The following is a 16,268-nucleotide window of genomic DNA, read 5'->3' as shown; positions in this document are numbered from 1 at the left end:
TTAAATGAAAAAAATAACAATTTACTGTGGTTCTAATACCGGAAATAATCCAGCCTACAAAGAGGGTGCGCTGGAACTTATCCAAGAAATGATTCTTAGAAAAATGGATTTGGTCTATGGGGCTGGAAAAGTAGGCCTAATGGGTGTGATCGCAAATCAAATGCTAAGCGTGGGCAGGAACGTGTATGGAATCATTCCCCAGAAATTGGTTGATGTGGAAGTGGCCCATCAAGGCTTGACAGACTTGACCATAGTGGAAACCATGCGAGATAGAAAGTGGCTGATGGCTGAGCGGGGAGATGGATTTATCGCAATGCCAGGTGGAATAGGAACCTTGGAAGAACTTTTCGAAATTATGACTCTTAATCAGCTTGGATATATCCAAAAGCCACTAGCCCTTTATAATCTAAAAGGATATTATGATCGCTTGATCGACTTTTTACAATTTTCGGCTGAGGAAGGATTCCTGAAAAAAGAACAAATGGATTTGTTGATCATTAGCGATGATCCAACAGAAATACTTGATAATATGACGGCCTATAAGCCGAAGTTTATCCCAAAGTGGGAGTCTCCAAAATAGTTGAGCAATACTTATAAGCATTGCTCAACTATCATCATCAATTTCTCCAATTTCTCGGCATCGGATTGATCAAAATCATTCAATTGATCGCTATCAATATCCAATACCAAAGCAACATGTCCCTCTTTAAAAGCTGGCAAAACTATCTCTGATTTACTGGCGGAACTACATGCGATATGACCAGGGAAAGCCTCTACATCTGGCACAAGTTGGGTTTTCCCCTCTGCCCATGCAGCTCCACAAACTCCTTTTCCTTTAGCAATACGAGTACAGGCAATTGGTCCTTGGAATGGCCCCAAAACCAGTTGTTCTCCTTTAACCAAATAAAATCCTACCCAGAAAAAGCCAAAAGCTTCTTTTAGCACAGCACTTATATTGGCCAGGTTAGCAACAAGATCTTCTTCTCCACTGACCAAGGCTTCAATTTGGGGAAGTATTACCTCGTATTTTTCTACTTTGCTAGCATTTTCAGGAAGGTAGATGGATTCAGCCATTATTGATTATTTTTTTGTTTTTAGAATTAATTTCCAGACCGATAGATTTCCAGCCGATCACCCATGATGTCCTCAGTTTCTCGAGGAGGCAATGGAATTTTGGGTGCTGGAATGCCAGTTTCAAATTGGCTTTTGCCAGTAAACACCCTGGCCTCATCCCATAGTTCACTTTTGATAAATTTATCCAATAAATATGAGCCCCCTTCAATGATAATGCTCTGCACCTTTCTTTGGTGGAGGTCAGCAAGAATGTCACTAACGCTAAAATCAGGCTTTAACTTTATATAATGAAGATGCTCTTTTTCTTCTTCCACTAATAAATTATAGCAGATTGTAGGTATGCTCTGATCAAAAAGGGCAAGTTTACTATCCAGGCTAAGTTGCTTATCCAATACAATCCGCAAAGGATCTTTACCTACCCAATCCCTTACATTCAACTTTGGATTGTCATATTGGGCAGTTTTAGTACCCACCATGATGGCATCTTCCTCAGCTCTCCATTTGTGAACCAACTGGCGACTATAGGCATTGGAAATCCATTTACTGTCATAGTCTTTCCTGGCAATAAAACCATCCATGGTTTGTGCCCATTTGAGGATGACGTAAGGCCTTTGTTTTTCTATAGCAGTAAAAAAGCGCTTGTTTTGGACCCTAGCTTCCTTTTCCATGACGCCAGTGACCACTTCTATCCCTGCATCTTCCAGTATTCTGATACCTTTTCCGCCCACTAATGGATTGCTGTCAACTGCTGCTATGACCACTTTCTTAACCTGCTTTTCTACCAATAGCTTAGCACATGGAGGAGTTTTCCCAAAGTGCGCACATGGTTCCAAGCTAACATAAACAGTGGATTCCTTCAGTAGTTCAGGCCTATCCACACTATTTATAGCATTGGGTTCGGCATGTGGCCCGCCATATTGTTGGTGATAACCTTCTCCTATTATTTTACCATCATGCACTATGACACAACCCACCATTGGGTTGGGGCTGACCTTTCCTCTGCCTAATTCAGCCAATTCAAGTGCTCTGAGCATGTAACGTTCATTCTCTTCCATTCAAATAAAATAATTGTGGGTGAAGGGATAAATTAAGGTTGTCTAAGTAGAATGGTTTCCATTTGGGATAGTGAATCGAGTTTAGTCACTACCGTAGTGGTACTATCCAGATAAGGGCTTGCTGGATGAAAATATATTTGATATTCTCCAGCCCTCAATCCACGAAAATAAAAATCCCCACTCTCATCCGTCAAGGTAGTCAAGGTATCTTGGCCCAAAATGGCATGAACAAAAGGCTGGGCGTCAACTGGAGTGACCTTACCACTAATCGAGGCTTCATCGCCTGTGGCAAAGGACCTCATGACTGGGTTCAGAAGGTAGCTTTCCTCAGCGTTTGGATCTGCCTTTATGGACCTACCCAGATCCATATCCAGATAAATATCATAGGAGTTCCCACCCCTAAGTACATAATCAACATCCAAAACCACTTCATTATTTACTTCAGGAGCCAAGCTAAGCGCTAATCTGTCTTCATCTTTGATAAGGTAATGTTCCTCACCTAAAACCAACTTAATCTGCCTAATGGTACCTAGCTCCAACTCACTTCTTCCTAGTATTAACTGGCTCTCAGCCACCAAAGCACTTACATTTACAATATTGCTTAAAGGGATATAATCAAAAGGCACCCATCCTTCAGTCTCTCCGTTATTTACTTCGTCCAAGAAGACTTCTACTCTTAGAATTTCCAACCAAGCTTGGTCAAAGTCACCCGGAGCATCTATCAAATAAATATTTACCAAAGACCTTTTTTGATTTACCTCATTTTCTAGACAGGAGCTGGTAAATACCAAAAAGGGTAGAAATAAAATAAATATATGCCTGATTCTATTCATGACCAAGGATTGTAATATAAGATGTGAACGCAAACTTACGAGACTTGATTGCGACATCACAAAAGTAACCATTTCAAGGGGCAATTTGATCTTGAGATTACCCTAAATTTTATTGGCACAAAAAAAGGAGCTCTAAAGCTCCTTAAAATTAATGTTTTTTTATGTGAGGTTTATTTATTCACCACCTTCTTCACCTTCTGTTGGCGTTTCTTCTTCTTCAACTGGAGTTAACTCCAATTCTACAGGATCCATCATAGTAACCTCCCCGGCATTGGTCGGCACATTATAAATTGTATCCGCTTCATAGCCCTCTATAGGTTGGAAGATAACTTTGTATTCACCATCATATAGTCCTCTAAGAGCAAATCCTCCTAGTTCGTTTGTGTAAGTTCTTACAGTATCTTCTCCTTGAATACCGATAACCAGAGGATCAGCTTCTAAAGGCAATACCTGACCTTCAATACTTGCAGACTCTTCAGCCACCACTCTTAATACTGGCTTAAGGATGTATTTTCCTGAATTTCCAGCTTCTACAATTGACTTGGCAGCATCAAAATCTATCACAATCTTATACTGAATGCCTGCCAATAATTCTTGGTTCAATTTTAATTTCAGACCACTTTGCTGAGCACTAGGAGTAGTTAGTTCAAATTCCTCCTCATCGATCACAAGATAGTTATCATCTCCAAGCAATAATCTGATCTGTGTAATCTCACCAGCAGGAACTTCTTCAGTACCTAGGTCAGCTTCATTTCCACCTACTAAGGACAATAAGTTGAGATGATCATCTGAAATTTCATTATCAAATGCTATCCAAGCAGATTCATCTTCTTCATTATCATCGTTGGTGAGTATTTCTACTCCTAAAACCTCAATCCATACAGCATCGTAATCAGCAGGTGCATCAATCAAAGACACACTTACTTTCGCGTTGCCTTCCATAGCCGGATCATCTTCTGAATCACATGAGGCAAAGGCCAATAGCCCCGCAAGTCCTAAAATCCAATTTTTCATTTGTAAAGATTTCATAATGTTTAGATGTTGGTTTAGTAGTATAAGAACTTCACAAAATATATGCCATAAATAAAATTATGTAGTTGATTACAGTTATTTACCCAATAAAAGTTGTATTTCCGGGTATTTATTGAAAAGCAGCAACATTGGAAAAAAGTGTATAATTTAGCTGAATACTTTAGCATAATTTATACCATATTGCCATTTTCAGATTAAGCTTCACTTCCTTTTATTTCAGTTAGCACTGAAAAATAATTTATCTCTTGCCGCTTTGATAAAAAAAACCGGACAAAGTCTCCTCTGTCCGGCCTGTTGATATTTTTCTTTTTGTTTAATTGGATTTAGTCGTATCCGAGGAAGACTTAGATTTACCGAATAAGCCTTTAACCAAGCCTTTCACCTCATCAGCGGCCTTATTCTGAGCTTCTTCCACTTTCTTATTCAGTTCACTTTTAACACTGTCCTGAGCAGCATCTGCCTTCAGTTTCATCTCCTGCTTCGCACTATCTTCTTGCGCCTTGAATTGCTCTGTTAACTGCTCTTGTAATTTCTTACCCTCTGAGGATGCCCTGGCCTTAAGAGCATTGGTAAGCATGGTTTCCATGCTTTCTCCTCCTGCTAGACCAACCTTAGGTTGCTGGTAAGTACCACCAAGATTAATGGAAAGTGGTATTTTAGTTTCCCCTGTTGCCTCAGTACCAGAAATCGAAGCTAATAAATTATTGGCTTGGCTTCCTAACTTCCCAGCAGGAATTTCCATATTCACTAAATAATTGATACTGCCGTCGAAACCGGTACTCCCTTGAATTCTGGCCTGATAATCCCAAAGTTTAATATCAAATGGACTCACTTCTAGCATTCCGTCCTTAATTTCAGCTTTTAGCTTGAGGTCTTTGATCTGAATCGTGTTACCATCTTTCAACTTTGTCAATGAAGTAATACCACTAACAATCTTACTGTTTTCCAAAACCGCTTGGGCCACTTCGATCAAACCATTGCCGTCCAAAGAAGACAGCACGGGCATCATATCCTGCCCCAAATTACCTGAAAGAGAAAAACCACTGGTAAAATCACCATTCAGATGCTGGGCGATTGGCGCAAAGGCCTTAACGGTATTAAAAGATTTGAAGGCCTCCTGAATACTTATGCCAAGAACTTTAAAATCCATATTGAATTTTGGATCTGTAATATCCTGGGTATTATAGGCCCCATTTAAAGTCATTTGGCCTCCCATTGTTTTCATGCCCGCATCTTTAAAAGTCAATATTCCGTCTTTCAAAGTCATTTGGCCTTTGGCATCATTGAAAACCAAATTATCATACAATACCTCATCCGCCTGTACACTCATGCTGAAATCTATATCCTTTGGCAATTCAATCAAGCTCAGCTCAGTAGTATCTTCTGTAGTACTTTCGCTTTCCGTCATCCATTCGTTAATATTGAACTTGGTCGAATTGACATTCAATTTTCCTTTCAAAACAGCTGTCTCCTCAAACATATAAGCCATATAATTGGATAAGCTACCAGTGGCTTTCACAGGGCTTTCACCAAGTCTGGCGTCAAAGTTCGCTAAATTAACAGCCTGTGGACTAAAATCACCCTTGGCTAGATAGATGCGAACACCCTGTGGCAAATCTTTGTCTGTATAATAAAATTCTTTTAGGACCACTTGTCCCCTAGTGTCCAGTTTATTATATCGTTCAGCTTCAACATCAGCATAACTACCTTTGGTATCAATATCAGCTTGGACCTTTCCTTCCATGATAACATCTTCCATTGGGAAAATCTTACTAAGTTTGCCCAAGTCCACAGCACCATGAACAGCACCATCCCAATTTAGTTGGTCTAGGTCCCTGATTTTCATATTGCCTTTTACCTCTTCGCCTTCTAGCTTAAATCCAATATTGGACATGTCCACTAAAAAATCAGCCATTTTCCCTGAACGGTTCACGATGGAGGTTTTGACATTAAGGTCCTCAATTGGTGCTGGGTATTCTTCACTTTTTACATAACCATCACTTAAATTCATTTTGGCATTTATTGCGGGAATGACTTCTGCTACGCTATCATATCGACCTTTGGCTGTTGCGTCCAAGTCAAGTATACCTCTTAGTTCCATCCCTTCAATTGGGAAGATAGAAGTCAACTCCGCAAGATTAAGCTTTCCTTTCAACTGCCCATCAACATCATAGGTTATCAAGTTTTCCAATAATAACCTTCCTGATATTGGATTAGAGCCGAAACTAAGGTTAAAGGCCGGGATATCTACTTGAGTATAATCTATATTACCAGTTTCATTTTTTACTGTAAGGTCAATATTAACATCTTTAACTGGCCTCGGCAGATCTGGATATTGGAACATGCCCTCTTTTACCTTCAATCCAATATTGAATTTTGGAAACTGGCTTTCATTATAGGTTCCTTTTAGAAAACCACCAAAATCCATGGTTCCACTGGTATTTAAGCCAGAAAATGATTCTGTATAAATACCTGGCACTAGAGAAAGGACACTTTTAAAGGTGTTCTCCTTTCCTTCGAAAGTCAAATCAATATCAATATCGTCTGAAGGCATGGCCACAAAACCATCTACACCAAACAAAAAGTCATTCACACCAAACTGTCCTTCTCCAAAGGAGAACTTCATTTGGGTCATATCCACCTGAATTTCAGTATCAGCAGTAAAAGTCTTATCACTGATATAATTGACATCTTCATAGTCCATTCTCACCACTTTAGTATCAATGCGTCCATCAATTCCATAGATATCAGCACTAAAATCTCCAGCACCCTCTAAGTGAAAATCCTGCAAGGCAATAAAATATTTAAGTTGTCTATCATCATAGACAAAGTTGACATCATTGACTTCCATTAAATCTATTCCAAATTTGAAATTGGAAGGTTCTTCTGGTGCTGAAGGCGCATCACTTTCTTTCACAATGTCATAATTGGCAGTACCATCTTCCAAAACCTTAACATACACTTGTCCTCCATTTAAGTGAAGCCCTGTCAGTTCAGGATAATCCCCGAAAATCACAGAAAACAAATTCAGGTCCACCTGAAAACTATTGACATGCGCTAAAGTATCTCCCTTAAAAGGCTCGTGACCGACTACGCCAAATTCTTCAATGGTTGCTGAAATATTGGGAAATCGCTTCAGTACACTTAGGCTAAAATTATCGGCATCATAAAACACATCAGCATCTACCGTATTGGCTATTTCTTGATCAATACGTTGAACAATTTTATCCTTAAAAACTATGGGGAGTGCAATTAAGCTCACTAGCAAAAGAGCAAAAACAATTAATACAACTATCAGGGTCTTCTTCATGGCAAAATTAAAATTTGATTTATCCTATAACACATGCTGATCCCAGCATATTAAAAATTCTTCTAAAATTACATCAAATTTAATGCCTTGAAGACTTTTGATAAAGGAAAGAATAAAAAATGCTATTAAGTAGTTACGCAATTTCACCAACAAAGATTAAAAGCGAATAGTATCGAGTCGTTTTGATCTGCACTTCAATGGCTGCAGACTCCAAACATTAACCCCCTGTCAACTTAAGCAAAGGATTGACGCTAATGGGCATAATAGTGAAAAATAAGTAATATCTATTTATCAAACAGACATTAACTTAAAGTGGTAATCGATATTTTCATTTTTTTGATGACTGATTTGTTTTCTCAGATGATAAAAAGCTTCCAAGAGCGGTGCATTATTGAGATTTCCAGCATCTATTGCTTTAAAACCTATCAGTTCGATCAGTTTTTTCACCTTAGATTTATCTCCTTCATTATTCCCACAAAAATAAGTCTCCTTCACTAATTCCAATGGATCTGATTTTGGATAATCCAGCCCTAAATTATTAAAACCCTTTAGGACCCTATCGTAGCCAGAGTTTTCTTGGATATAGCAGGTATTACAAGCAAAATTAGGATTATAGTTTCCATTGGTACAATCCAGAACGATCTTGTCTGTCTTTTCAAATTGACTAAGACACTGACAAACCAATGGCAAAAATTCGTTTTCACAACATATCAGAATGACATCAGCCTTTTTCATTGCTTCGCAATATCCAAAAACCTTGTCCTTTTGCATTTTAAGAATTTTCCATTCAATCTGTTTCGCTTCAAATTCCTCCCTTACGCCAAACACAACGTTCAACCCCATGGAAAGATATTTGTTTCCCAAGTTGATAGAAAGCTTTGTTCCGCCTATTATTCCTAAAGTCATGCAAATAGTATAATTATAAAATATAGTATTAAATATTAACGACTGTGGAAAAATTACCCTTCTTGGTGAGAGAATGGGTAATCAATGGGTGATTGTACGGGTCGATTAATTAATTGTATAATCATTTGAAAACTATAAATTTTCGATCGATTAACCAAATTTTTCACTACCTATCTTACTCAAAACAAGCACAATACATTTTTCAAATGACGAAAACCCTAAATTATCATTCGAATGACCACAAATCAAGCTTACCAAAACTTGTTCACCTCTTCTATTAGCTCCTTATGAATACTCCCATTGCTGGCCACAATCTCCCTTCCAAACACAAAGTTCGTACCATTTCCAAAGTCACTCACCTTTCCTCCAGCCTCTTGTACTATGATCAACCCACCTGCGACATCGTAAGCGTTCAGATTATACTCAAAGAATCCTTCTACTCTTCCCGATGCAACATAACATAGATCCACTGCAGCACTTCCCAGCCTTCGAATCCCATGAGACTTCTGCATAATACTTTTCAAAATCGCCAAGTAATCATTCAGCTTTTCAAACTGATAATAAGGAAAGCCAGTAGCAATCAAACTTTCGGCTAGAGAAGGAGCAGCGCTTACCTGAATCTTGGTATCATTACAAAATGCCCCACCTCCTTTGGTGGCATAAAAGCATTCGTTATTATTAACTTCATACACCACCCCTAAAATGATTTCGTCATTTTGCATCAAAGCTATGCTGACTGAAAAAACCGGTATTCCATGCACGAAATTCGTGGTACCGTCCAATGGGTCCACTATCCAATTATATTCATCTTCTCGATTATTGGCGGTTCCCTCTTCAGTGATAAAACCGGCTGCGGGCAAGGCTTCCTTAAGTCCCTTGACCACTATTTTTTCAGCTTCTTTGTCCACATAGGAAACTAAGTCATTAAAGCCTTTGTGTTCTACGTCTTTTAAATCAAAACTCTGTCTTTCTCTCCTGATAAATGCCCCTGCCTCCTTGGCAATCAAAATGGTTTTATCCAAAAGTTCTTTTAATTCCATCATCTAATTTTTACCTGAAACAGTAATCACAATTTCCCCTTTGATGGGATTATTTTCATAATACGTTATTAACTCTGACAAACTACCCCGTATATTCTCTTCAAACACCTTTGTAAGCTCTCTGGAGACACAGGCCAACCTATCCTCGCCAAAGGCCTCTTTAAACTGACTAAGGGTCTTTAAAAGCCTATGGGGCGACTCGTAGAAAATCATGGTTCGTGGTTCTTCCATCAAATTCTCTATACGCGTTTTACGCCCTTTCTTATGTGGTAAAAAACCTTCAAAAACAAAACGGTCGTTGGGCATGGCTGAATTGACCAAAGCAGGCACAAAGGCTGTAGGGCCCGGTAAACAATTAACAAGCAGATCAGCTTCCCTAGCCGCCCTTACCAACAAAAAACCTGGATCACTGATCGCAGGAGTCCCTGCATCACTTACCAAGGCGAATTGCTCCCCAGCTTCCATTCGCTCAATAAGCTTTTCCACAGCCTTATGTTCATTAAAAATATGGTAACTCTGCAGTGGCCGCTTGATCTCTAGGTGCTTTAATAATTTCCCAGTAGTCCGAGTATCTTCAGCGAGAATGACATCTACGGTCTTTAACACCTCAATGGCACGCAAAGTAATATCTTCAAGGTTACCTATAGGGGTAGGGACTATATAAAGGTTTGGTCTGTTTGTCTCTGTCATTTTTGAAGATTATCGATGGCATCAGCCAGCTTCCTGTCCTTTTCCGTCACAATATTCCCTTTATCATGTGTACACAGCTCAATGACTACTTTATTGTACACATTGCTCCAATTAGGATGGTGACCCTGTGCCTCTGCAAGAAAAGCCACCCTACACATAAAGGCAAAGGCCTCTGTGAAATCTACAAATTCAAATGTCTTTTTTAGTTTATTGTCTTCTTCTACCCACATACACTTTTTGTTTATAGAGAAATTATTCCTTCTATTTTTGAGGCTTTTTCATAAATTTCAAGAATAGCATCACTATCTGGCATCATGGCTTTTATAGTAACGCTTACATAAGTACCCTTTGCGGACTCTTTCAGGCTAGTCTCATTATTAGGTAATAAATTAGCTACTTCACCTTCTTTCCCCTTGGGCACAATAAATTTAAACATATACAAGGCCGGAAAGGAATTCTGCTCCTCCAACTTCGCCTTAAAAGCCTCTTTATTAAATTCTTTTTTCATAATTACCCCGAATTTAGTCTTTTAACATGATAGATGAAAAATTAAATCCCCTAAACAAGAAAATCCCATCCTCTAAAATGAGAATGGGATTCCATATTATATTTAAATCCTAATTAAAAGAACTTATATCTATAGTCTTTTACATCCGCCAACTCTTGGGCAGCCATCATAATCATATAGGTAGTTCTCTGCTTAGCACTAGCCTCTAATTGGTTCTTGTACATGCTATAATCAGCAATTTCACCTGCTGGAGTTATACTGTTCAGCTTGGCTACAATCACTCCAATATCTTCTTTGATAGGTTTGGTAATACCACCTTCCTTCAAGCCAAAGATCGCTCCAACAGCCTTAGGGGCATAGCCAATACCAGGAATGGTATTATCTATCATCTTCAAGTCAGCAGCAGTACCCACTGATGCAAACTCAGGGAAAGTTTCCTTCATAGCCGAAATACTTTCTTTTCCTGCTAGCTTGTCCATGATCACTTTAGCTTTCTTATCATTTCTCACTTGAGCAGTTACCTCAGCTCTAACCTGAGACAAAGTCACTTCTTCACCATCAGTCTCACCATTCAAAGTGGCTACGACATAGGCATTTTCCAATTCAAATACTTGGGAAACACTTCCAACAGAAGCATCGTTGAAAGCCCATCTTACTACTTCTCTTGCACCAGTAAGATTATTGATCGTTCTTGCATTGGTAGCCAATTCAGCAGCGGACATAATTCTATATCCTTCTTCCTCCGCATTGGTTTTGAACTCATCAGCATTACCGGTATTGGCAGCGAAGTAATCTGCATCTCTGAAAATTTCATTTCTGGTAGCATCACTAGGTCCCAATTCCAATTCAAGAACAGCCAATTTCACTGTTTCAGTCTTAGGCAATTCAGTAACACTGATAATATGATAACCATATTCCGTCTCTACCACTTCATTGATCAAGCCAGTAGACTTGGCATCAAACGCAGCTTCTGCAAATGGCTCTACAAAGTCCGCTTTGGCAAACCACCCAAGATCACCACCTCTTTGGGCGGTTGCATCTTGACCATATTGCTGGGCTGCGGCAAAGAAGTTGCCTGATTCTTTCACTTCAGCAAGCACTTCCTCTGCTTGAGCCTTTACAGCAGCTTTAGCCGAATCATCCATTCCTTGGGTTCCAAATAAAATATGACTAGCTCTCATTCTAGGAGTGCCGTCAAATTTATCAGAAACTTTATAAGTCACATAAGTACTTCGGTTCGTAATGAAAGGGCCATAAACGCCACCTTCTTCAATTTCCTCCGTATTGGTGGTCAAATCAGTTGGAAGAGGCTGACCAGGCAAGAAAGTTCTGAATGGATTGCTGAATTCTGAATTTCTCAAAACAAAAACAGAATCATTGTCACTGGCTCTTAGTTCTGCTGTCAGTTGATCTATTTCCTGAATTACCGCTGCAGAATCCTCACCGCTTGGATACAGATTGAAGGTAACGTAAGAAATGTCTCTTGTTTTTGCAGGCTGGAATCTTTCCTTGTTCTCATCCAAATAAGCCTTCAAATCCGATTCATTGATTGTTATCGCAGAATCCGAAACAGCATAATAAGGAATAAACAAATGTTCCACATCAGCAATACTGGATTGCATCTTGTATTGTAACGCTCCTTCTTCCTTATTTACATAAGATGAGGCAGCCAACATATTGTCATACTTGATACGCAACCTTGAGTCAGCAAAAGTTTGTTCTTGCTGCGCCCACATGGCACGCTGCTGAGCAGGAGCTGATTCCAAAGACTGCAAGAAAGAAATCAATTGCTGATTGTCAAACTCCCCTGTCTCAGGATTGGTCAATTGCTGACGAAGCTCGGCAACAATGTTTTTTCCTTGAACCATATCCACCAATTCTTCATCAGAAATGGTCATACCTAGGGCTTCGTATTGCTCAGAAAACACTTTCTTCACTACCATTCCCTGCCAAGCCTGCTCGCGAATGCTATACATTTCATTTTCGGAAGGGTTCCTTCCTGTGTTTTGAACATAGTTCTGCTTAAATAGCTCGATCTGGTTCAAATACTCATCATAGGAAATTTCTTCTCCGTTGATTTCTCCTACCGTGGTATCTCTACCACCAAGGAGCATGGAATTCGGACCTAATAAATCTCCTCCTACAAGGAAAAGTATCAATCCAAATGCAATAACACCTATTGCAAGACCTGTTCTCTGTCTAATTTCTTTTATTAAAGCCATTCTTCTAGTTTTTGAAGTGTCGCAAAATAATTACATCTAACGGTAAATTCAAAATATTATCGCTGTCAATAAATTACTTATTAAATTCTCTTATGTATTTATCTTTAATTTTACCGTATCGATTCGGTGTTCTTGCTTGGAAACAACCGTAAAAGTAAATGGCCCATAAACCACTGATTCACCCTTTTTAGGGATATTTTCTGTGATGGAAAGTACAAAACCCGACAAGGTATCATAGTCTCCTTCAGGCAAATTCCAATCATATTTTTCGTTGAGGTAATCTATCTCATGCCTAGCACTTAAAAGGTATTCATAATCACCGATCTGCTGTTCTATCAGGTCATCATTGTCATACTCATCCTCAATTTCACCAAATATCTCTTCAATAATATCCTCCATACTCACAATTCCACTGGTACCTCCAAATTCATCTACCACCAATGCCAAACTCTTTCTTTCCGATATAAACTGTACCAAAAGCTCATTCACTAAGGCCGTCTCAGGAACAATGATTATTGGGGTTAGAATATCTTCGATGCTTTTGGGTTTTTTGAACAGCTCCAAATGATGGCAATAACCGATGACGTCATCGATATTTTCCTTATAAACGATGATTTTGGAGTGACCACTGCTCATAAAGGTACCTTTAAGGTCTTGGATATCATCCTCCACATCAACAGCCACTATATCAGTCCGGGGCACCATACAGTCCCGTGCTTTTACAGTTTTGAATTCAACAGCATTATCAAAAATCTTGGTGTCAATATCCATCCCATCATCACCTTCTGTTTCCAGGTTATTTTGGATAAAGGTATTCAGGTCAGTGATCTTAAATACCGGTTTGTCCTCACTATATTCCAGATTTAGCACCTTGGTGATAAAAAAACGGGACATCCCTACTACCAACCAAACCACCGGATACAACAAATAATAGATCACCAAAAAAGGAAGAGCAAAAAAACCCAGCAAATTATTGGGGTTAAGCATAAAAATACTCTTTGGGATAAATTCCGCTGTAATCAAAACAATGATAGTGGAAACGATCGTCTGAATGATCATGACGGTCGCCTCATTGTTCAAGCCCTGAAAACCATCCGGCAAAAACTGCAGATAGTAAATGATAGCAGGTTCCAAAAGATAGGCCATGAAGATACCATAGACCACCAGAGAAACCGTATTTCCCAATAAGGTAGTCCCAATAAACTGCCCTGGGTTTTTCATAAAACCTGCCAAGACCCTACCGGTAAAACCTCCTTGTTTGTTCTGTAGTTCTATCTGAAGTTTATTGGCTGATACAAAGGCAATTTCCAATCCTGAAAACAATGCTGAGAACAAAAGTGTAATCAGGACATAAGCCAAATATTGATATTCCATTATGGGCGTTTTTTCTTTCTTTTCTGTGGCTGATGAACTTCCTGCTCTTCATTTTCTGCCATCTTGGTTTTCATGTATTTATACCAAAATAACATGGCCACCGCAAACATAAAAATAGGATAGCTAAAAGTAATCCCCTGGGTCATCGTAACATGGGTCCCGATGATTACTAAAGCTGCTGACAATGATAATAAAATAATCCCTTTTAATTTCATATTTAATCGCTCACATTCAGGAACAGGCCATGTTTAAGGCCTAGTCCCGGTATTTTCCTCTGGGATAGGTATGCTCCCATCCGTCACCTCAAAGAAAGTAATATCAGTCAAGGATTCATCTGACTCCATTCCTTTTGCAGGAATGACCGTCCCATCCTCTTTGGTTACAGTCACAAATTTCTCTGTATAAATCTTCCCGTTCCTTTCATCCCAGAAGAGTTCTTCAGAATTTAACTTGGTGCCATTTTCCAAATTATGCACCCTCACATCTCCCTCTCCACGGTAAATTTTGTCCCTTTGATTTTGAAATCCCTTATCAGCTTGGATGGTGGAAGTAACCTTGCCTTTATCATTAAAAAAATGAATCAAAATCCCCTTGGGAAATTCAGAATCCCCATTGTCAAATACCAGCTGCTGTTCGGCATTGACCTTGACCTTGACCCGTGCAGAATCACTCCTGTATACTTCCATTCCAGTGGTCACCCTTACAGGGCCTTCATAGTTTTGAAGCTGTCTAAGGTCCACGCTTTCCCTGCAGGAAAAGACAAGCATTGATATCAAAAGAAGCAAAATACCCCGTCTCATGTCACAAATTTATCAAATTAATCCTGTTTAATTCTTTTTTGGTACGAAAGAAAAAAGGCGGTTGTTATAACCGCCTTTTAATATTTTACAAAAGAAGTATAAATTCTTGAATTAATCTCTGGTCTTCAAGGTCACTGTTTGACCTACCCAACATCCAGTATTCAAAGTTTGTCCTACTTGGTAACCTTCGGTAAATAACTCCTCTTTAGAAGGGAATCTAGCCTTGGCATTGGCCATTCCTTTATTATCACCAGCTTTAGCAAATGCTTCATAAGCTGCTATAAAGATAGAATAGTCTTTCACCCTACTTTGACCTCCTCTACATTCAGCAGAAGAGCCCATGTATAAGCTACCGATAAATGACCAAGCTTCAGAAACTTTTTCTGGATCAAGTTCAGCAACACTCAAAGCAGATTGTCTTGCTGCAGATTTTTTACCTAATTGAGCCTGCGCCTTGGCAAGGTCATAAGTAACTTCTGCTCTTTGCTTATCATTTTCAGCCAACTCCAATGCTCTATTGAACATTTCTTCAGCTTTCGCGTGATCACCAGCCTGCATAGCTCTCAAACCTCTAACTTGGGAAGTAGAGAATGTTGGACTATCGTTATCCACTACTTCTAATGCTTTCGCGAAAGTCTCAGAAGAAGTACACTTATACTGTACTGAGTATTGGAAAATTCTTTTTGCCAATGCAATATTGCTTGGGTCTGCTTCCAACTGAGGGCCTAATTTCTCTTGGATGAAATCACAGTCAATGATTTCCATCGCCACAAGGATTTGGTCCAAGGTTGATTTCTCTCCTGATGCATCCCCACCTTCTGCTTCCGCTTTGTCTAGGCGTGCATAAAGGTTATCATAGATATCAAGCACTTCTTCATCGGTATAGGCTTGGTTATATGCATAGTTTCTGTACACAAGGTCGAAATAAGCAGGAACCAATCCCACAGTATTGATCTCTCCATTCAGCTCAACATCTCTAGCAAAATAAGAAGCTGCATCAGCTACTTTGTCTTTATTGGCTCTATAGTATTTGTAACCATAATAAGCCTTATTTTCGATCCAATCAGCCTCATTATTGTATTTTTCAGCTCTTATATCAAAAACAGTCATTACTGAATCCTGATAAATAGCCTTTTGTGCTTCATCAGCAGTAGCTTCAGCAGCACCATTATAAACTTTTACACCATTGATATAAATGGCTTCGTTTAGATCTGGAGCATTTACCAACAACCAATGTAAAGGTTTGGTCGCCTGTATAAATTGATCTGATTTCAAATAATCATTGTAGGCAGCATTATACTCCCTAGCTTTGGCCTCCATCTGAGGATCTGACGGCCAATTCCAATTGTCCTGTGCATGCGTTAAGCCCACAACAACAAATGATAATAACCCTAATAATGCAAATTTAGCTTTCATACTCGTTG

General features: G+C 39.2%; 16 protein-coding genes. 1 reads left to right on the top strand and 15 read right to left on the bottom strand.

What is annotated here, in order from left to right; all coding sequences use genetic code 11:
* The first annotated feature begins 4 nt into the window (after positions 1 to 4).
* Entirely contained in the window at positions 5 to 580 is a 576-nt protein-coding gene (locus H7U17_RS14095) for an LOG family protein (protein WP_186757373.1), read from the top strand.
* An 11-nt stretch (positions 581 to 591) separates the two neighbouring features.
* Here H7U17_RS14095 and H7U17_RS14090 read toward each other — a convergent pair whose 3' ends face one another.
* The 15 genes from H7U17_RS14090 to H7U17_RS14020 all read right to left on the bottom strand — a co-directional run bounded on the left by H7U17_RS14090 (position 592) and on the right by H7U17_RS14020 (position 16,260).
* On the bottom strand, positions 592 to 1,074 hold the full coding sequence (locus tag H7U17_RS14090; protein WP_186757372.1) for a GAF domain-containing protein: 483 nt from the start codon (positions 1,072 to 1,074) through the stop codon (positions 592 to 594).
* Between the two features lie 26 nt (positions 1,075 to 1,100).
* Entirely contained in the window at positions 1,101 to 2,129 is a 1,029-nt protein-coding gene (gene ribD / locus H7U17_RS14085; RefSeq protein WP_186757371.1) for a bifunctional diaminohydroxyphosphoribosylaminopyrimidine deaminase/5-amino-6-(5-phosphoribosylamino)uracil reductase RibD, read from the bottom strand.
* A gap of 32 nt (positions 2,130 to 2,161) precedes the next feature.
* Positions 2,162 to 2,962 carry a DUF4382 domain-containing protein gene (locus H7U17_RS14080; protein ID WP_186757370.1) on the bottom strand — a complete coding sequence of 267 codons (801 nt, stop codon included), beginning with the start codon at positions 2,960 to 2,962 and terminating at the stop codon, positions 2,162 to 2,164.
* Between the two features lie 174 nt (positions 2,963 to 3,136).
* Positions 3,137 to 3,991, bottom strand: coding sequence for a DUF4382 domain-containing protein (locus H7U17_RS14075; protein WP_186757369.1), 855 nt, complete (start codon positions 3,989 to 3,991; stop codon positions 3,137 to 3,139).
* Between the two features lie 316 nt (positions 3,992 to 4,307).
* Entirely contained in the window at positions 4,308 to 7,304 is a 2,997-nt protein-coding gene (locus H7U17_RS14070) for an AsmA-like C-terminal region-containing protein (RefSeq protein WP_186757368.1), read from the bottom strand.
* Positions 7,305 to 7,595: 291 nt separating this feature from the next.
* Complete coding sequence (locus tag H7U17_RS14065; RefSeq protein ID WP_186757367.1) at positions 7,596 to 8,210, bottom strand: NADPH-dependent F420 reductase; 615 nt, start codon at positions 8,208 to 8,210, stop codon at positions 7,596 to 7,598.
* A gap of 251 nt (positions 8,211 to 8,461) precedes the next feature.
* Entirely contained in the window at positions 8,462 to 9,250 is a 789-nt protein-coding gene (locus H7U17_RS14060) for an inositol monophosphatase family protein (RefSeq protein ID WP_186757429.1), read from the bottom strand.
* A gap of 3 nt (positions 9,251 to 9,253) precedes the next feature.
* A complete protein-coding gene (rsmI, locus tag H7U17_RS14055) occupies positions 9,254 to 9,940 on the bottom strand; it encodes a 16S rRNA (cytidine(1402)-2'-O)-methyltransferase (RefSeq protein ID WP_186757366.1) in 687 nt (228 codons plus the stop codon).
* Positions 9,937 to 10,170, bottom strand: a complete 234-nt coding sequence (locus tag H7U17_RS14050) for a 4a-hydroxytetrahydrobiopterin dehydratase (protein WP_186757365.1) — start codon at positions 10,168 to 10,170, stop codon at positions 9,937 to 9,939. Before H7U17_RS14050 ends, rsmI begins: the two co-directional genes overlap by 4 nt.
* Positions 10,171 to 10,181: 11 nt before the next feature.
* Positions 10,182 to 10,448, bottom strand: coding sequence for a DUF493 family protein (locus H7U17_RS14045; protein ID WP_186757364.1), 267 nt, complete (start codon positions 10,446 to 10,448; stop codon positions 10,182 to 10,184).
* 113 nt (positions 10,449 to 10,561) lie between these two features.
* Entirely contained in the window at positions 10,562 to 12,670 is a 2,109-nt protein-coding gene (locus tag H7U17_RS14040; protein ID WP_186757363.1) for a SurA N-terminal domain-containing protein, read from the bottom strand.
* A gap of 90 nt (positions 12,671 to 12,760) precedes the next feature.
* The gene (locus H7U17_RS14035; protein WP_186757362.1) at positions 12,761 to 14,044 is read right to left on the bottom strand and encodes a hemolysin family protein; all 1,284 of its coding nucleotides are present in this window, start codon (positions 14,042 to 14,044) and stop codon (positions 12,761 to 12,763) included.
* Complete coding sequence (locus tag H7U17_RS14030; RefSeq protein WP_186757361.1) at positions 14,044 to 14,259, bottom strand: hypothetical protein; 216 nt, start codon at positions 14,257 to 14,259, stop codon at positions 14,044 to 14,046. The genes H7U17_RS14035 and H7U17_RS14030 overlap by 1 nt, the downstream gene beginning before the upstream one ends.
* 33 nt (positions 14,260 to 14,292) lie before the next feature.
* Positions 14,293 to 14,844 (bottom strand): LPS export ABC transporter periplasmic protein LptC, encoded by a 552-nt coding sequence (gene lptC, locus H7U17_RS14025; RefSeq protein ID WP_186757360.1) that lies wholly within the window; start codon positions 14,842 to 14,844, stop codon positions 14,293 to 14,295.
* Positions 14,845 to 14,955: 111 nt separating this feature from the next.
* Positions 14,956 to 16,260, bottom strand: coding sequence for a tetratricopeptide repeat protein (locus H7U17_RS14020; protein WP_186757359.1), 1,305 nt, complete (start codon positions 16,258 to 16,260; stop codon positions 14,956 to 14,958).
* Positions 16,261 to 16,268: the final 8 nt, after the last annotated feature.

The organism is Echinicola salinicaeni, assembly GCF_014280965.1.
Lineage (GTDB): Bacteria > Bacteroidota > Bacteroidia > Cytophagales > Cyclobacteriaceae > Echinicola > Echinicola salinicaeni.
The sequence above is the reverse complement of the archived record's forward strand: the minus strand, read 5'-3'. Positions and strand labels throughout refer to the sequence as shown.